The organism is bacterium (genome assembly GCA_035945995.1).
Classification (GTDB): Bacteria; Sysuimicrobiota; Sysuimicrobiia; order Sysuimicrobiales; family Segetimicrobiaceae; genus DASSJF01.
In genome coordinates this window covers 1-17285 of sequence record DASYZR010000133.1, presented here as the reverse complement: position 1 = coordinate 17285, position 17285 = coordinate 1, and the positions used below count along the sequence as shown (strand labels likewise).

The window sequence follows — 17285 nt, the reverse complement described above, 5'->3', positions numbered from 1 at the left end:
CTCGATGCTGCTCGGGTATCTGCTCGGGGCCCTGTCCGTGCTCGGGACGTACAAGAGCTACACGGCGCTATCGCTGCTGGTCGCGCTCGCGGCGCTCGGCGTTCCGGTGACGGACACGGCGTTCGCCATCGTGCGGCGGTGGCGCAACCGCCGGCCGATCTTCGAAGCCGATACGCAGCACCTGCACCACCGGCTGCTGGCGCGGGGGCTGACGCCGCGTCAGACCGTGTTCGTGCTCTATCTCGTCACCGGCATTCTGAGCGCGGGCGCGCTCATGCTGAGCGGCGTCGGCCGGTTCCCGGTCATCGCGATCCTCGGCCTGCTGCTGGCGGCTCTCGTGATCGGCGCGCGGAAGACGGGGCTGCTCGCGCCCGCCACGGACGAGGGCATCCTCCCTGCGGGGGGCGTCCCGCAGCCGGCGGCCGCCGCCGGTCCCGTCGTCGCGGCCCCCGCGGCCGGCTCGGCTCTCGACGCCTCGGCCGCGGGCGCCGGAGCGAACGCCGCCAGCGCGGACCAGTGAGCCCGTCCGCCCGGACGGTGCTCGCGGTGCTTGGGACGCGGCCGGACGCCGTGAAGATGGCACCCGTCGTGCGGGCGCTGGCGGGCCGCCCGTCCGAGTTTGCTCCGGTCGTGCTCGCGACCGCCCAGCACCGCGACATGTTGGATCAGGTCCTCGAGGTCTTCGATCTCCGTCCCGATTACGATCTCGACATCATGACCGACCGGCAGTCGCTCGCCGACATCTCGGTCCGCACTCTCGCCCGGATCGACGAGCTGCTGCCGCGAATCGCGCCCGACCTGGTGGTGGTGCAGGGCGACGCCGCGCCCTGCTTCTTTGGGGCGCTCGCGGCATTCTACCGCCAGATCCCCGTGGCCCACGTCGAGGCCGGGCTGCGCACCGCGGACAAGTACCAGCCCTTCCCCGAGGAGATGTACCGGCGCATGGTGTCATCACTCGCGGATCTGCACTTCCCGCCGACGGCGACGGCCCGCGCCAATCTCGAGCGGGAGGGCACGCCGCCGGAGCGGATTCTCGTGACCGGCAATACCGTGATCGACGCGCTGCTGGACGTGGCGCGGCGCGGGGTCCCGCCCGCGGATCCGGGGCTGCGCGGGCTGCTGGAGGCGCCGGGGCGGCGCCTGCTGATGACGACGCACCGGCGCGAGAACTGGGGCGAGCCGCAGCGCCGCATCTTTACCGCGACGCGGCGGCTCTTGGACGAGTTCGAGGATCTCGCGCTGATCTTCCCGGTGCACCCGAACCCGGTCGTCGCGCACCCCGCCCAGGAGATCCTCGGCGGCCACCCGCGCGCGCACCTGTTCGCGCCCTTCGACTACACGACGGTGGTCGCCGTGATGAAGTCCGCGACGCTGATCCTGACGGACTCCGGCGGGATTCAAGAGGAAGCGCCGGCGCTCGGACGGCCGGTCCTGGTGCTGCGGGAGACGACCGAGCGTCCGGAAGGGATCGCGGCCGGCACGGCGCGGCTCGTCGGCACGGACGAGTCGCGGATCGTCGCCGCGTCACGAGAGCTGCTGACCGATGCCGGCGCGTATGCGCGGATGAGCCGGGCCCGCAACCCCTACGGCGACGGCCACGCGGCCGAGCGGATCGTGGGCGCGCTTCGGCACCACTTCGGATTCGCGCGGAACCGTCCCGAGGAATTCCAGGTTTGACGGTCGACCCGATGAACCTGCGATATTTGCCTGGGGTTACCGCGCTTGGAACCTACAGCCCGAGGGCGGCCTCACTGAGGTGGCGTGCGGCGGCCTGGAGTCGCGCCGTCCAGAGGCCTACGTCGTGCTCACGGCCGGCTCGGAGCGCCTGAAATCGCCGGTGGGCGGCGCTGACGGCTTCGTGGGCAGCCTCCAGGATCGCGATGTCCTGACCCGACCAACTCGCGGTCAGCCCGTTCGCGTACAGACTGTCGAGCAGTTCGGCGATCCCCAGTTCTGCCATGGCGAGCGCGCTGGCCGGCGTAGCCGCCACCAACGGTCCATGCCCGTTTGTCTCGGACCCGCTCGCAACCGCTCTCGCGATGACGCTCATCGTGGTGGCTCCTCAAGACCGTATCGTCTGGCATTCACCCACCACCGACGTTACGCGATGCGCGATCGATAAGCCACTACCCAAGGGGGTAGTTGGCGGGTAGCGAAATTATCAGGAGGTTTACCGATGATGCGATATGCTCCGCGAAGTCGGTCTGGAGGGGCCTCGGCGCCGCGGTTCCTTCCGAGGGGTGGACCATGAAGACGTCGAGGCGGGTATGCCGGTTTCCGTAAAGAATTCTCAATTGATTTACGACGCGTTGAAGGCGTGTGGAATCCGGCTGGTCTCCGCCCTTCCTGAGACCTGGCTCGTGCACCTCATCCGGATGGCGGAAGATGACCCGCAGATGATCCTCGTCCGTCTCGCCAAAGAGGAGGAAGGAGTCGGCATCTCCGCGGGCGCGCATCTGGCCGGAGCGAAGTCGGCGATGCTGCTGCAGAACCACGGCTTCCTCCAGAGCGTGAACGGCATCGTTTCATTGGCGCGTCTCTACCGGATTCCGCTCTTGATGCTGATCAGTTACCGGGGCGAGTTGGGCGAGCCCGATCCGTGGCAGACAGAAGGTGGCGGGGTGACCGAACCTGTGCTGCGGGCCCTCGACATCCCGTACGAACGATTGGAAGAGCCGACCCACGTGACACGCCGGATCAAGAAGGCGCAGACGCTGGCGGAGTCCTCGCTCAAACCTGTTGCGCTCCTGCTGTGCCGGGACCTGATGTGGGAAGAATGACGGCCTGGCCGGGGGAGGCATGATGCTTCGCATCGACGCGTTGCGCGCGATCTACCCGAGCCTGGAACGGTGCATCGTCGTCACGATCATGGGAGCCGTTTCGGCGGAGTTGCAATCCCTTGGGCACCGGCCGGGATTTTTCTACCTTCTCCATTCCATGGGGCTGGCTTCCTCCATGGGCCTCGGCGTTTCGCTGCTTCGCCCGGAATTGCAGGTGGTCGTGCTCGACGGGGACGGCTCGATCCTGATGAATCTCGGCGCCCTCACGACGATGGCCCGCTATCGCCCGCGCAACCTCGTCCACGTCGTGTTCGACAACGAGAGCCTCCTCTCGGTCGGCGGGTTTCCCACGGCGACCGCCACCGGGACGGACATCGCCGGGATGGCCGCGGCCGCCGGTATCCCTCGTACGTCGACCGTGCGCACGGTCGCCGGGTTCACCACCGCGTTCGAAGATGCCCTGCGGGCGAATGAACTGACAACCCTTGTGGCCAAGGTGGAGGCGAAGGGGCCCCCGTCGTTCTTGACCGATCTGCCCATGCTCGAGAATCGCTTTCAATTCCAGCGCCACTTGAGGAATCTGCGCGCCGGTCAGGGAGATCGGCGGTGCGGCGAAGCCGCGAACCGGTGGGGAAGGAGCAGGGGAATGGCGAGCGTGTTGACGCAGTTGGTTCAGGAGCTCAGGGGAGGGCAGATCCGGATTGTGGACCTGACACAGCCGCTTGGACCAGAGACGCCGGTGATCGGACTACCGCCCATCTTCGCGCCGTCCCCCGCGTTTTCCCGTGAAGTGATTTCTCGGTACGATGCACGCGGACCCGCCTGGTATTGGAACACCATCCACCTGGGTGAGCACACCGGCACGCACTTCGATGCGCCAGTTCACTGGGTCACGGGGAAGGATCTCCCCGGCAACGCCTGCGATACGATCCCGGCCCACCGCTTTGTCGGCCCGGCCGTGGTGATCGATGTGGCGGGCGAAGTCGCCCGGAATCAGGACTTCCTGGTGACGCCTGAACACATTGCGGCATGGGAGGGACGTCACGGGCGGATTCCCGCGGCGTCGTGGGTGCTGATACGCACGGGCTGGAGCAGCCGTCGCGATCCCCAAGAGTTTCTCAACGTGGGGCAGGACGGCCCGCATGCCCCCGGCCTCCACAAAGCGGCGTCCGAGCTCCTCGCGAGAGAGCGGGATATCCTCGGAGTCGGCGTCGAGACAGTCGGGACCGACGCCGGCCAGGCCGGAACGTTCGATCCACCCTTTCCCAACCACACGATCATGCACGGCGCCGGGAAGTTCGGACTGACGAGCCTGTGCAATCTGGATCAGGTCCCGGTCACCGGAGCGGTGGTGATCGCGGCCCCGCTGAAGATCGTCGACGGAAGCGGGAGCCCGGTCCGGGTTCTCGCCCTTGTGCCCGCGTAGCGTGATTAGATTCCGCCGGTCCGCCCAGCGTGGGAGTACAGGGCAAATCGTACAGCCTCACTCGGATGGGAGGCTGCTTCTTCGACGATTTCGAGTACGAGTTCATGAGGGAGCCGCCCCGTCTCACGCGCAAGCCGTCGAAAATGCTCGACGGCGCGAGGGGAGAGCCCTAACGAGCGCAACCTGTTGAGTGACGCTTCGAACTGAGCGCGGTTCCACCCGCCCGCGGGAGACGTGTCCCGCCGTTCGTGACGCGACTTGATCCGAGACATGCCTGACCCCCGGGCCCCCAATCGTTGCGTACCCGGCTCACAGGGTTTTCTATCACTCGATCTCCTCACATGCACTTGTGTTGTCGATCGACCCTGTTGCCGGACGATCGTTTTGCGCATGACTCCGTGTTGAGTGATGCTCTCCTTCGCCGCAGGTATACGGCCAACGGCTCTGAATACCTTAGGTCCCTGCCACCCTGTGGTGACTCAGGGAGGGAGGGTTCGCCTATGCGGAGGTCGAGACATGGCGGCGATCCGGGTTCTGCGAGGGCTCCTCCAGATGGTCATGTCGCGATTGCGTGGTCTTCGATGGGGCTCGCCTGGGTCCGGCGGAGACGCGGGAGCGTAGAGCGGGATCACGCAGAAACCCCGCGAAGGTCACCGCCGAATCTCGTCGACAGACAAGGCGTCCCGGCGCCCGGCGCGACGGGCCGGGAACCTCCCGAGGCGCCTCCACGTTTGACAGTCAAAGCCGGCCGCGCCTATAATGGGGCGGCTGAGAGGTGGTGTGGGCATGCGCCGGGTGACCGGTGTCGCGGGGATCGTGCTCGTGGCGTTAGTACTGGCCGGGACCGTCGGTTCGGCGCAGAATGCCGCCAACGTCGTGGTTCGCTCGGGCATTTCCGGTCAGGTGCTGCCGCTAGAACTCGTCGCCGTGGGCCAATCGGTCAAGCTCGGCGATACGCTCGTGTTCGTCCGCACCTCAACCGGGAGTGCGATCCCGGCTGCCCGCGCCACGGCCAACGGCAAGATCATCCAGGTGATGGTGCGCGTTGGCGACTTCGTGAACATCGGCGATGCGGTGGCTGTGATCGAGGCCCAGTAAGCGGGCCTGGAAGTACGGCGTTGAGCTAGAACGCCCGGGGCGTGTGGCGAGGGGGGCCTACCCCCTCGTATTGTTTGTAGGGCCGCGCCGCGCCCGTGCGACAGACGGGAGGGGGACGTTTGGGTCACGCCGTGTGCAGCGTGCGCAGCAGGGTGCGTGCGGTCGCAGCCGTCGCCGCCATCGCGTTCGGCGTGGCCGTGTCCGCCCTGCCCCCGGCCGGCGCCGATCCACAATCCGTATTGCCGCTCGCCGCCGTGCATCCCGGCATGCACGGGTACGGTCTCACCGTCATCCACGGCACCACCATTCAGCGGTTCGACGTCAACGTGCTCGGGGTGCTGCGGGGCGCGCCGGACACCGATCTCATCTTGTTCCGCGCCGGTGGTCCGACGATCGCGCAGGCCGGCGGAACCGCGTCGGGCATGAGCGGCAGCCCGATCTACCTCAACGGGCGGCTGGCCGGGGCGCTGTCCTACGGCTATCACTTCCCGGGTCCCGACGCCGACCTCAGCCTCGCCACGCCGATCGAACAAATGCTCAAGATGCTCGGGACGCCGGCCGTCCAGGTACTGCGGCCGCGCGAGTATCGGAGCGCCGTGCCGATCGTGACGCCGCGCGGTCCAGTCCGGCGCATCGTCGTCGTGGGATCCACGGCCGAGGCGGCCGCCTATAACGCGCACGCCCCGGCCGGGACCGCCGCGGTCGCGCCGGTCGCCGTGCCGATGACCGCCGCGGGCGTGACCCCGGCGGCCATGCGGGTCCTCGAGCGCACGTTCCGGAGGTTCAACCTGGTGCCCCAGCAAAGCTACGCCGGGCGACGGACCTTCACCGCCCCGCCGATCGAACCCGGTGCCTCGCTCGGCGTCGAATTGGTGCGCGGGGACGTCGAGGTGGGCGCCATCGGCACCGCGACGTACCGGCGCGGCAACATGGTGCTGGGGTTCGGACACCCGCTGTTGAACGCGGGCACCGCCTCCCTGTTTCTGACGACCGCCTGGATCGACACGGTCGTGCGCTCCCTCGACTTTCCATTTAAGGAGGGGAGCTTCGGCCCACTCGCCGGCGCGCTGACGCAGGATCGCACCGTCGGCGTCGGCGGCGTGCTGGGGCGATTTCCGCGCACGTTCGGGATCCGCGTCAATACCCGGGACCTGGACACCGGCCTGACCCACACCTTCGGCGCGCAGGTCGTGCGGCGGCCGGATCTGGCCGAGAGCCTCATCCCGACCGCCGCCTTGAGCCTCATCCAGCGCGGACTCGACCGGGTGGCCGGCGGGTCCGCCTCGGTGCGCATCACGCTGCGCGCCCGCGGCGCCGACAATCCGATCGTGCGGGAGGATCTCGCCTACGACATCGGCGATATCGCGACGGCGACGGCGCTTGACGTGCCCGCGGCGACGCAGCTGCTCTTCGGGAACTTCTTCAAGGATCTGGATCCGATCGACATGACCGTCGACATCGCGGTGACGTCGAAAGCCAATACGGCGCTGCTCGTGAGCGCGCGGCCGGACGTCCGGACCGTCCACGCCGGCGAGCGCATGCAGGTCGAGGTCACCATCCGTCCCTACGGCGGCGGCGAGCCGCGCACCAAGACGATCGGCTTCACCGTGCCCCACGACTTTCCGGAAGGGCCGGCGTTCCTGCTGATCGGCACCTCCGGCGCCCTCAACAATAACAATTCGCCCTCGCCGCAGGACACGTTCCAAACGCTGGTTGGGCTCGAGGGGACTCCTACCGGCGCCGAGTCGCTCGAGACCGCGATCGACGAGTTCGAAAACGACGGCAAGAACACCGACCTGATGATTCAGCTGGTGCCCGAGGCCGTGTTGACGGCGGTCGGGGCCAACGCGAACCCGAGCTTCGAATCGCCCGCCGGTACGATCATCGAGACCGACTGGGTGGTCTTGGGCCGGTTCCAGATTCCGATGACGGTCAAATAGGGAGAGTCACGTGACCGCACCCGCGAAGCAGACCCGCGCGCTGCACGCCGGCCGTCCGGCGGGACGGGCCCCCCGTGGGGGCGTCACCGCGCTCCTCGCCGCCGCGGCGCTGGCGGCCGGGATGGTGCCGGTGCCGGGGGCGGCGGCCCCCGCCGTCATGCCGGCCGGCGAGATCGCCGCCGGGATGACCGGGATCGGCAAGACCGTCATCGCCGGCACCGCGGTGGTCGACTTCGACGTCAAGGTCCTGGGCGTGCTGCACAACGCCGGTCCCGCGGGCGATCTCGTGCTGTTCCGGGCGTCCGGTACGGCGATTCAGAGCGTCGGCGGCATCGCGGCCGGGATGAGCGGGAGTCCCATCTACCTGCGCGGCAAACTCGCCGGGGCGCTGGCGTACACGTTTCAATCGTCCGATCCGATGGTCGGGCTCTTCACGCCGATCGACGACATGTTCCGCATCCTCCCGCGCCCGGCTCCATCGGGCCGCCGCCCGCCGGGTCCGGGCGTCTACGCGCTCACCCCGACGCCGATCGGCGGCCGGACGATCCGGCGGGTCCTGCTTGCGGACCCGCGGGGCGGGGTCCCGTCCGACACGCTCGTTGCGGTCCCGGCGGAGACGCCGCTGTTTGTCTCGGGCCTGAGCGGGACCGGCCTCGCGTCGCTCGCGCAGGCGCTCCTGCCCATGGGGCTGGCGCCGGTCGCCGGCGGCGCCCGCGCCGGCCTGCCCGCATCACTGCCGCTCGGACCGGGCAGCGCGATCGGTGTGGCGTTGCTGCAGGGTGACATCGGAGCCTACGCCATCGGGACGTTGACGTACCGCGACGGCAACCGCATCCTGGCGTTTGGCCATCCATTCACGGGCATCGGCCCGGCCAGTTATCTCCTGATGAACGCGACCATCATTCAGGTCATCCGCGGGCAACAGCAGAACATCAAGGTCGGGGCGGTGGGCGCGCCGGTCGGCATCGTGTCGCAGGACCGCCCGGCCGGCATCGCGGGCACGATCGGCACCTTGCCGAGAATGTTCGGCGTGCGCGTACGCGTCGTCGACGACGACGCCGGGCTGGACCGGACCTTCAACTTCCAGGTGATTCCGAGCACCGAGCTCGCGCCGCTTGTCGTCCCGATCGGCTCGCAGGGCGCCATCGAGCGGGCGCTCAACCGCAGCGGGCAGGGCACCGCCACCGTGCGCATGACGCTGTACGGCCGGGGGCTGCCGCGGCCCGTCGTCCGCGACAACATGTTCTACGGCGCCGCGGGAATCGCCGCCCGCGCCCTGGCCGAGGTGCCGCGGGCGATGAACCTCCTGTTTGACAACGACTTCCGCGACCTCGAGCCGACCGGCGTCTCACTCGACGTACACGTCACCTCCGCGGAGCACACCGCCACGATCGTCGAAGCCGAGGCGCCGCACGATCCCGTGCCGCCCGGTGGGACCGTGCATGTGCGCGTGACGGTCCGACCGTTCCGGGCCGCGCTCGAGACGCACGAGGTCGCCTTGACGATCCCGGCAAACGCCGTCCCGGGGCCGGCGATGCTCGTCGTGCACGCCGGCGGAGCCGGTCTTCCCGGCGGTGGGGGCGGTCTCGCGGCACTGATCGCGTCCGCGGGGGGCGGCCAGGGCACCGGCCCGAAGACGCTCGAGGAGGCCATCCGCGCGTTCGAGACCGATGCGAAGAACACCGATGTCGTCGTCGAGTTGATGGGCGGCGTGCCGCCCCGGGCGGGCCCGGGGGACGCGCCCGCGAAGCCCGCCACCCAGTGGACGACGTCGTGGGTGATGCGCGGCCGCGTTCAGCTGCCGATCGTCATCAAGGGAGGGACGCACTAACGCCCTTGGCTCCACGCGAGCGTGATCCGGCGCCGCGTCTTCGGACGATCCGGCGCCTTGCCGTCGCCGCGGCGGCGGCCGTCGTCGTCGCGTCCGTGGCCTGGGCCGGTCTCATCTCGACCGGCTGGGTGGCGCACGCAGTGCGCCAGGCGATCGTGTCCCGGTTGAGCCGGTCGCTTGGGCGGGCGGTGGCGCTGGGTTCGGTCGGCGGCGATGTCGTCAACGGGATCGACCTGCGGGACCTCGTCATCGCCGAGCGCGGCGGCTTCAGCCGCGGCGTGACGTTCTCGGTGGACCGCGTCCACCTGACGTTCTCGCTTTGGAATCTCGCGCGCCGTCCCGGGGACGTGATGGCCAGCATCACGAGGGCGGAACTCGCAACACCGCACGTGGAGATCGTGCGGGACGGCCGCGGCAACTGGAACCTCGCCGACCTCCTCGAGCACACCCAGGGGCCGCTCGGTCCCACCTTCCACGGACGCGTCGTCGTGCGCGGCGGCGTGATCGCCTACGCCGACTCGTGGGGCGTGGAGTCGCCGCCCTTCGTCACCCGGTTCGAGGGCGTGGACGGAACGATCGTCACCGACCCCGCCGGCCGGGTGGACCTGGCCCTCGGCGGCCGCAGCACCGACGGCGAACAGGCGACGGCGCGCGGCCGGATCACGCCGGCGAACGGCCGGTACGCCGTGGACCTCACCGTGGCGCGGGGCTCGGTGCGGCATTGGGGCGGGTATCTGGTGCGGCTCGGCGCGCTGCGGTGGCTGGACGGAGCCTTCTCCGGAACCGTGCACCTGTACGCGGAGACCTCGCCGGCCGGCGTCGGGATCGACTACACGGGCACGATCCGGCTCGACGACACAGAAGCGCTCTACCGCCCGGCCGCGATGCCGCTGCACCACCTGCGGGGCACGATGCAGGTGTCGTCCGGCGACGTCTCCTCGGATGGGCTGACCCTGGTTGCGGGGGATTCGCCGGTCTGGGTGCGCGGTGACGTGGCGTATGCCGGCGTCCCGTGGCTGGATCTCGTCGTGCGGTCTCAGCGCCTCGATCTGGCCCGTGCCCGCGCCCTGTTCTTCCCCGGCACCGGCCTGAGTCTGGTCGGCCGGGCCACCGGCGACATGTGGATCTCCGGCCCGCTCAGCGCTCTGTCGTTCTCCGGGACCGTCCTGGCCGCCGACGGCCGGTTCAACCGCCAGGAGTTTTCCGGGCTCACGACGCGGTTTGCCTACAGCGTCGGCCTGCTCTCTCTGCAAGACGTCGCGGCGGCGGTGGGCGACGGGCGCGTGGCGGGCGACGCGGTGATCGATCTCGCCGCCGCGCAGCCCTCCTACGCATTTGACGTGACGGCCGACAACGTCGACGCGGCGGTGCTGCCCCGGGCCGGGTTCCAGGCGATCGACGGGCTGACCGGCCGGGGCTCGGGAGCCGTCACCGGAGTCAGCGCCGGCGGGCGCATGCGGCTCCTGGGTGATCTGTCGCTCGGCCGTGGCGCGGCCCGGGGTCAGACGTTTGACGCCCTGCGCGTGTCCTTCTGGGACGACAACGGATCGCTGGCGCTCGACTATCTGCGGGCGCAGGCCGGGTCCGGGACCGTCTACGCATCGGGCGGGGTCAGGCCGGACGGCGCTCTGGACCTCGCGGCCGAAGGGCACGGCGTGCCGCTCGGCGAGGTCGCCTCACGGACCGGGCTCGGGTCATCGGACCTTGCGGGAACCGGCGAATTCGACGGTCACATCGGCGGGAGCTTCGCGGCGCCAACCTTGTCCGGCGACGTGGCGGCCTGGGACGGCCGGCTCGGACCGCTCCCCTACACCTACGCCGGGGGTGCCCTCAGCGTCACGTCCCAGGCGCTCTCGACCACTCACCTGGATCTCCTCGACGGCGGAGCCCACTATGGGGTGCGCGGAGCCGTGGGACTCCATCCGCCGGCCGCCCGCGGCCTCGTGATCGAAGCAGACGGGGTGCCGGCGCGGACGTTCCTCCGCGAGACCGTGGGGATCCGTGACGTGACCGGGACTCTGTCCGGCCGGGTTCGCGTCGATGGTCCTCTCGGCCGGCCGTCCATCAGCGGACAGGTTGCGCTCGCGCGGGGCAGTGTGCTCGGGCAGCGCGTTGACGAAGCGGACGCCGACCTCGCAGAGGGCGCGGCCGGCGTCATTGCGGTGACGCGGCTCGACGCCCGGTCTAACGGCTCCCGCCTCCACGCCTCCGGCACGGTGGACCCCAGAGGCCCCCTCAATCTGAGCGTCCAGGCCGACCGGATCCGGCTTGCCGACGTGTCGTTTCTCTCGCGCTTCGGCATGATCCCGTACGGGACCGTCACCTTGGACGGCCGCGTCACGGGAACGATCGGCGATCCCGAGATCCAGGGGCGGCTCGTGTCACCCGACCTGTGGATGCAGGGGCAGGCGTTCTCGGCGTCCGGGAGCGTGGATTACCGGAACGGACAGGTGCGACTGGCCCCCCTCGATTTGGTGCAGAAGGACGCGAGTTACAGTCTCTCGGGCAGCGTGTCGTGGACGGGGCGCCCCGTCGTCGACCTGGACCTCCACGTGACGCATGGACAGATCGCGACGCTCGCGGATGCCGCGGGGCTGCGGTTGCCGGCGCCGATCGACGGCGTCATCGACGGCGACGTCGCGTTCTCGGGTCCGTTGACCGATCCGTCGGCCCGCGTGACGCTCGCGCTCAGCCAGGGGCGCATCGGCGGCGTCCCGGCGGGCACGGGGACTGCGGATCTCGTGCTGAGCCACGGTGCCGTCGACATTCGCCAGTTCGAATTGGATCCCGGCCGCGGCGCGATTGTGGCGCGGGGGCAGGTCCGGCTCGGCGGAACCAGCGCGGTGGAAATCTCCGCCCACGATCTCGATCCGGCGATCTTCGTCCCGCTGTTCCACCTCAAACAGCCGGTCGTGGGCAGCCTCGATTTTGCGATCCAGTGGACCGGGCCCTCGAACAATCCCACCGCAGGCCTCTCGCTCGAGGCGACGAACGCGGGGGTGCCCGGGGTGACGGTGGACCGGGTCGCCGCGCTGGCCTACTACAAGGGCGGCACGATCACGATCCAGGACGGCATGATCGCGAAGGGCGAGCACCGGCTGATCGTCGAGGGGACGTTGCCCGCCGAGCCCGGACGGCTCGCGCTCGATCCGAACGGCCCGCTGCATCTCCGCCTGCACCTCCAGGACGCGGACTTGAGCTTCCTCAGCCTGCTGACGCCGGCGATCCGGGACGCCGCCGGCACCGTGGCAGGCGAGGTCGCGATCGGCGGCACGGTCGCCGACCCGACGATGAGCGGATTTGTCCGTACCGCCGGCGGCCGGCTGCACTGGGCGCCGCTACGGACTCCGGTCGAGAACATCGCCGCGGACATCACGTTCTCCCGCGACCGTATCGAGGTGGGCGACGTCTCCGCCGACGTGGGGGGCGGCCATCTGGCAATTCACGGCAGCGTGGCCGTCAGCGAATTTCGGCCGCAGACGCTCGACTTGGCGCTCGCGGCGCGCCGGTTGAATATCGACATGCCGGGGGTCTACACCGGCATCGTGGACGCCAACTTGGCGTTGACGGGGCCCGCCCAGGCACCGGTGCTCTCCGGGGCGGTGACCCCCTCCGGCGGCCGGATCACCTATACCGGGGCCTTGCCGGGCGCGACGGCGGCGGCCGCGTCGCTGCCGCCGATCGGCCTCGATGTTTCGGTGGCCACCGGCGGCGACGTGTATTACGGGGAGGGGGCGGTGGAGCTCGCCCTCGCCGGCCGGGTTCACGCGGGCGGGACGCTCGCGCAGCCGAAGCTGTCGGGTCAGGTCAGATCCGACAGCGGCAGCGTGAACCTGTTCGGCACGCCGTTTACGGTGGTGGAGGGGAGCGCGACGTTTTCCGAGGGGCTCGGCCTCGTGCCCCTCGTGAGCGCGAGGCTGCAGGGCCAGATCGGGGACACCCGGATCTTCCTGGACGTCGCGGGGCTGCTGCCGAACCCGTCCGTGGTGTGGAGTTCGGAGCCGCCGATGAGCCAATCCGACATCCTGGCCCTGGTGTTTGGGGCGACGGGGGAGTCGGGCACGCCGACGGGGCTCGCCGGGAGCGAGATCGGCCACCTGCTGCTCGGCTCGGTCACGTCGTCGATCCAGCGGGCGTTGCACCTCGACGAGCTCTCCGTCTCCTACGGCAGCCAGAGCCCGATCACGCTGCGGATCGGAAAATTCGTGGCGGCAAAATTCTACCTCACGCTGACGGAAGTGTTCGCACAGTCGGCGCCGGGGTCGCAGGCCACACTCGTGCCCGGGACGTTCAGCCGGCCGGCGCTGGCGGGGCAATCCTACACGGTCCTCGGGGTGGAATACCTGATCAGCCCGAGCGTGTCCGTCTCGTGGAACGTGGACACCCTTGGCGACAACGGCTTCTTCCTTCTGACCCGATTCCCGTTCTGAGGCCGGGGCCCGTGGAGAACTGCGGCATCGTGGGGTGGATATTGTAAGCATGGAGCGGTGCGCGTGCTGACCGAATACCTGCGTGAACTGCACAATGTTGAACTCCTGGTCCCCGCCGTCGAGGGCCGCCTTTGGCGCGCCTATAAGCGGCGCGGCGACCTCCGGAGCCGGGCCCGCCTGATCGAGGCCTATCAGCCCCTGGTGTTCAAGGTCGCCATGCAGCTCCGCCTCCGCGAGGCCCTCCTGATGGACATGATCCAGGAGGGCACCGTCGGGTTGATCCAGGCGGTGGAGCGGTTCGATCCGGATCGCGGGGTCCGGTTCAGCACGTTCGCGACCTATCGGATCCGCGGGCGGATCCTCAACGCGCTGCGCCGCGAGCGCGGCCGAACGGCGGACCTCGAGGACACGAGCGAGTCGTTCGCCCGCATTCCCGACCCCGCGGCCGCCGACGCCCTGGCGTCGGTCGAAGACGGCGTGCTCGTGCGTCAAATCGTGTCGGCGATCGACGGACTGCCGGCGCGTGAGCGCCGCATCCTCCGGGGTGCGTTTCTGGCCGCGGAGGAACCGAGCCGGATCGCCGGCGAACTGAAAATCAGTCTGTCGCACTTCTACCGGCTCCAGCAGCAGGCGCTGCGGAGGATCCGGGACACGCTGATGCCCGCACCGTTCCAGCCCTCCGGGGCGAGCGAGTAGGGATGACGGGAGTCGACCCACTGCTCCGTCACGTCTTCCACGCCGAGGAGTGGCTCCGGCGGGCCCGCCGGGATTGGCGGAGTGGCGACGGGCACGCGGCGGTGCTGCGGCTGATGCTGGCCGAGGCGGAGATCCGGCATGCGCGCGAGGCCGGCCTCGAGGAAGGCCCCTCGTCCCTCCGCCTGCGGGGCCGGGGGGCAGGCCCCCTCGCTCCCCCGATGGGGGGCAGGGGGGCAGGCCGGCGCGCCGCGGCGGCCATTGCCGCGGCGGCGGTCCTGGCCGCCGGGGCGGCGTACACGTCGATCCGCGCCTTGGCCCTGACAGGGGGGGGTGCGCCGCATGGGACCGTCATCGCCCACGAAGCGCCGGCGCCGCCCGGTAACGGGGCCGACCGGACCTTCGTGCGGCTCGACTCAGGGCAATTCTTGATGGCTGGTCAAGGGCAGGACCGCGCAACCGGGCCGTCCGGCGGCTCACTGCAACTTGCCGTGCCCGTGGATCTCAGGACGCCTTCGCCGACGTTCTAAGCGGACGGGCACGCCCCGACGAGGGGCGGGACCGCGCCGGATATTCCGAGACGGAGGTCGGTGTGACCGCACCCAACGAGCACAGGAAACAGGGACGAGTGCGCGCGCTCGCAGCGGCGGTGTGCGCGGTCGCCATCGCAGGGCCCGTGCTGGGCGGGTTCTGGATCGGCTCCGCGCTGGCCGGATTCTCGGCGCCGCCGGCGCTCCTGCGGGCCCAGACGCCGACCGCTCCCCCCCCGCAGCCCGCCCAGCCCGCACCCGCCCAGCCTGTCACACCGACCACCCCCGCCCAGCCTGTCACGCCGACCGCCCCCGCCCAGCCCGTCACGCCGACCACACCCGTCCAGCCCGTGACGCCGACCGCCCCTCCGTCGGCTCCCGTACTACCTCCGGCCGCGCCGTCGCCGTTCGTGCCGCAACCCGGCGTTCCGCCGCAGAACGTCCCGCCCCAGCGCGTGGTGGAGGTCGTCGTGCAGGGCAACGTGCACGTCCCAACCGATCAGGTGCTGGGGGTCGTCTCGACCAAGGCGAACGATCCGCTCAACGAAGACAAACTCCGCAACGACGTCCAGGCGATCCTCGGGACCGGCCTGTTCGCGGACGCGGTCGTGCGGGTGGAGCCGTTGCCGGAGGGCGTCCGCGTCGTCTTCGTCGTCGTCGAGAACCCGGTGGTCAGCTCCATCGTCATCAACGGCAACACGGTCGTCGCCACGCCGGACATCACGAAGGCCCTCGGCGTCCAGACCGGTCAGGTCCTCAACACCGTGTCGGTTCGTGAGGGCGCCCGCGCCGTCGAGAAACTGTACCAGGACCGCGGCTACATCCTGGCCCGCGTGTCGGACGTGGCCGTGAGCGACCAGGGCGTGCTGACGATCACGCTGGCCGAAGGCCGCATCGAGGCCGTCAAGATTCAGGGGCTGGTCAAGACGAAGGATTACGTGGTGCGGCGCGAACTGCAGTTCAAGCCGGGGGACGTCTTCAACGCCAACGCCGTCAACGCCAGCCTGAAGCGGCTCTTCCAGCTGCAGTACTTTTCGGATGTGAAGGCGCAGCCGGGGCCGGGCACGACCCCCGATACCGTGGATGTGACCATCGTCGTGACCGAGCAGAAGACCGGATCCGTGGGCTTCGGGGCCGGGTACTCGACCGTGACCGGCCTGGAGGGAATCCTGTCCTACCGTGACATCAACTTCGGCGGAAACGGTCAGACGCTCATCGCCCAGTACAGCAGCAGCGCGTTGAACGGCGGCGGGTACAGCATCACGTTCCGGGAGCCGTATTTCCTCGGGACGCGGATCGCGGCGGACTTCGAGGGGTTCAACATCACCTCGATCCCCACCGACTACTCGCTGGGGCTCGCCAATTCGTTCAGTTACAACATGTACCAGACGGGCGGCAGCATCATCTTCACGCAGCCGCTCAGCCCCGGCCCGACGCCGGTCTACGCCGTTACCTACGGGATCAAGTCCGTGAGCACGACGTTCGCGTCGCCGAGCCAGGGCACCGCGCCGCCGGCCGGGTTTACGTTCACGCCCGGCCTGGTCAACGCCGTGCTGTTGGGGGCGGTCAAAGACACCCGCGACGATCGGCTGGACCCGACGTCCGGCGAACACGTGACGCTGCAACTCGAGTCGGCCTTCACGGCGATCGGCGGCAACTTCAACTTCCAGAAGTACGAGATCGACTACGCGCGCTTCTTCCCGGCGGGACCGGGGTCCACGTTCGTGGGCCACGTGCACGTCGGCGCCGCGAGCGGCCCGCTGCCGATCCAGGAGCAGTACTACCTCGGTGGCCAGAACACGCTGCGCGGCTACGCGGCGGGGCGGTTCCGCGGAGACCAGACGGTGCTCCTGACCGGCGAGTATCACTTCCCGCTGAGCGACCTGCCGTACTTGCACAGCCTGAAGGGCATCACGACCATCCTCTTCGCCGACGCGGGCGACACGGAGCCGTTCGGCACCGGCTTCAGCTTGAATCTGAAGACGGATTACGGGATCGGCATCGGCGTCAAGACCGGCTTCGGGCCGTTTCGCCTCGACTACGGGTTCAGCCCTGAGGGGAACCAGCTCTGGATCTCCACAGGCGTGACGTTCTGAGACGACAGGGGAGGAGTTGACCGTCATGATGCGGTGGAACACGAGGACGCTCGGGATCGCGATCGCGGTCATCGTGGTGCTGGCCGCGGCGGGAGTCTTCGCGGCGCGCTCGGGTCCGGCCTTCGGGCAATCGGCGACGATCGGCTACGTCGACATGGCGCGGGCGCTGGGCGCGCACCCCGGCCGCGCCAGCGCCGAAGCGGCGCTGCGCGACTACGCGCAGGCGCAGATCGCGGACGCGCAGCAGAAGATGAAGGCGATGTCCGCGACGCAGCGGCAGGACCTGCAGCGCCAGGTCGACGGGCAGATCTTCAAGAAGCGCGCCGAGTTGCTCGGCGGGCTCGACAAAGACATCCGTGCCGCGGTCGACAAGGTGGCAAAGCAGCAGGGCGTCAGCGTGGTGCTGACGCGCGACGTCGTGCTCTACGGCGGGGTCGACCTCACCGACCAGGTGATCAAGG

General features: G+C 69.7%; 13 protein-coding genes. 12 read left to right on the top strand and 1 reads right to left on the bottom strand.

Translation table 11 applies throughout. The features are described 5' to 3' along the window. Together VGZ23_15210 and wecB are read left to right on the top strand one after the other, a co-directional pair. A partial coding sequence (locus VGZ23_15210) for a hypothetical protein (GenBank protein HEV2358940.1) occupies positions 1 to 520 on the top strand: 520 nt, incomplete at its 5' end. Then, positions 517 to 1677: a UDP-N-acetylglucosamine 2-epimerase (non-hydrolyzing) gene (gene wecB, locus VGZ23_15205; GenBank protein HEV2358939.1), complete on the top strand. Its 1161-nt coding sequence runs from the start codon at positions 517 to 519 to the stop codon at positions 1675 to 1677. The genes VGZ23_15210 and wecB, both read left to right, overlap by 4 nt. Before the next feature lie 52 nt (positions 1678 to 1729). Here wecB and VGZ23_15200 read toward each other — a convergent pair whose 3' ends face one another. After that, positions 1730 to 2050 carry a hypothetical protein gene (locus VGZ23_15200; protein ID HEV2358938.1) on the bottom strand — a complete coding sequence of 107 codons (321 nt, stop codon included), beginning with the start codon at positions 2048 to 2050 and terminating at the stop codon, positions 1730 to 1732. A gap of 217 nt (positions 2051 to 2267) precedes the next feature. On the opposite strand from VGZ23_15200, the gene VGZ23_15195 reads away from it, so the two are divergent. From VGZ23_15195 to VGZ23_15150, 10 genes are all read left to right on the top strand, one after another. Continuing rightward, positions 2268 to 2780 (top strand): thiamine pyrophosphate-binding protein, encoded by a 513-nt coding sequence (locus tag VGZ23_15195; GenBank protein ID HEV2358937.1) that lies wholly within the window; start codon positions 2268 to 2270, stop codon positions 2778 to 2780. A gap of 19 nt (positions 2781 to 2799) precedes the next feature. After that, positions 2800 to 4206 carry a cyclase family protein gene (locus tag VGZ23_15190; GenBank protein ID HEV2358936.1) on the top strand — a complete coding sequence of 469 codons (1407 nt, stop codon included), beginning with the start codon at positions 2800 to 2802 and terminating at the stop codon, positions 4204 to 4206. Between the two features lie 786 nt (positions 4207 to 4992). After that, positions 4993 to 5304, top strand: a complete 312-nt coding sequence (locus VGZ23_15185; protein ID HEV2358935.1) for a hypothetical protein — start codon at positions 4993 to 4995, stop codon at positions 5302 to 5304. A 119-nt stretch (positions 5305 to 5423) separates the two neighbouring features. After that, positions 5424 to 7244 carry a hypothetical protein gene (locus VGZ23_15180; GenBank protein ID HEV2358934.1) on the top strand — a complete coding sequence of 607 codons (1821 nt, stop codon included), beginning with the start codon at positions 5424 to 5426 and terminating at the stop codon, positions 7242 to 7244. Positions 7245 to 7254: 10 nt separating this feature from the next. After that, positions 7255 to 9075, top strand: a complete 1821-nt coding sequence (locus VGZ23_15175; GenBank protein ID HEV2358933.1) for a SpoIVB peptidase S55 domain-containing protein — start codon at positions 7255 to 7257, stop codon at positions 9073 to 9075. Positions 9076 to 9080: 5 nt separating this feature from the next. Beyond that, on the top strand, positions 9081 to 13505 hold the full coding sequence (locus VGZ23_15170) for a translocation/assembly module TamB domain-containing protein (protein ID HEV2358932.1): 4425 nt from the start codon (positions 9081 to 9083) through the stop codon (positions 13503 to 13505). A 63-nt stretch (positions 13506 to 13568) separates the two neighbouring features. Beyond that, on the top strand, positions 13569 to 14201 hold the full coding sequence (locus tag VGZ23_15165; GenBank protein ID HEV2358931.1) for a sigma-70 family RNA polymerase sigma factor: 633 nt from the start codon (positions 13569 to 13571) through the stop codon (positions 14199 to 14201). A gap of 2 nt (positions 14202 to 14203) precedes the next feature. Then, positions 14204 to 14728, top strand: a complete 525-nt coding sequence (locus VGZ23_15160) for a hypothetical protein (GenBank protein HEV2358930.1) — start codon at positions 14204 to 14206, stop codon at positions 14726 to 14728. A gap of 62 nt (positions 14729 to 14790) precedes the next feature. Beyond that, complete coding sequence (locus VGZ23_15155) at positions 14791 to 16824, top strand: POTRA domain-containing protein (GenBank protein HEV2358929.1); 2034 nt, start codon at positions 14791 to 14793, stop codon at positions 16822 to 16824. Positions 16825 to 16849: 25 nt separating this feature from the next. Continuing rightward, positions 16850 to 17285, top strand: a 436-nt coding sequence (locus VGZ23_15150) for an OmpH family outer membrane protein (protein ID HEV2358928.1), incomplete at its 3' end; no start/stop codon positions are given.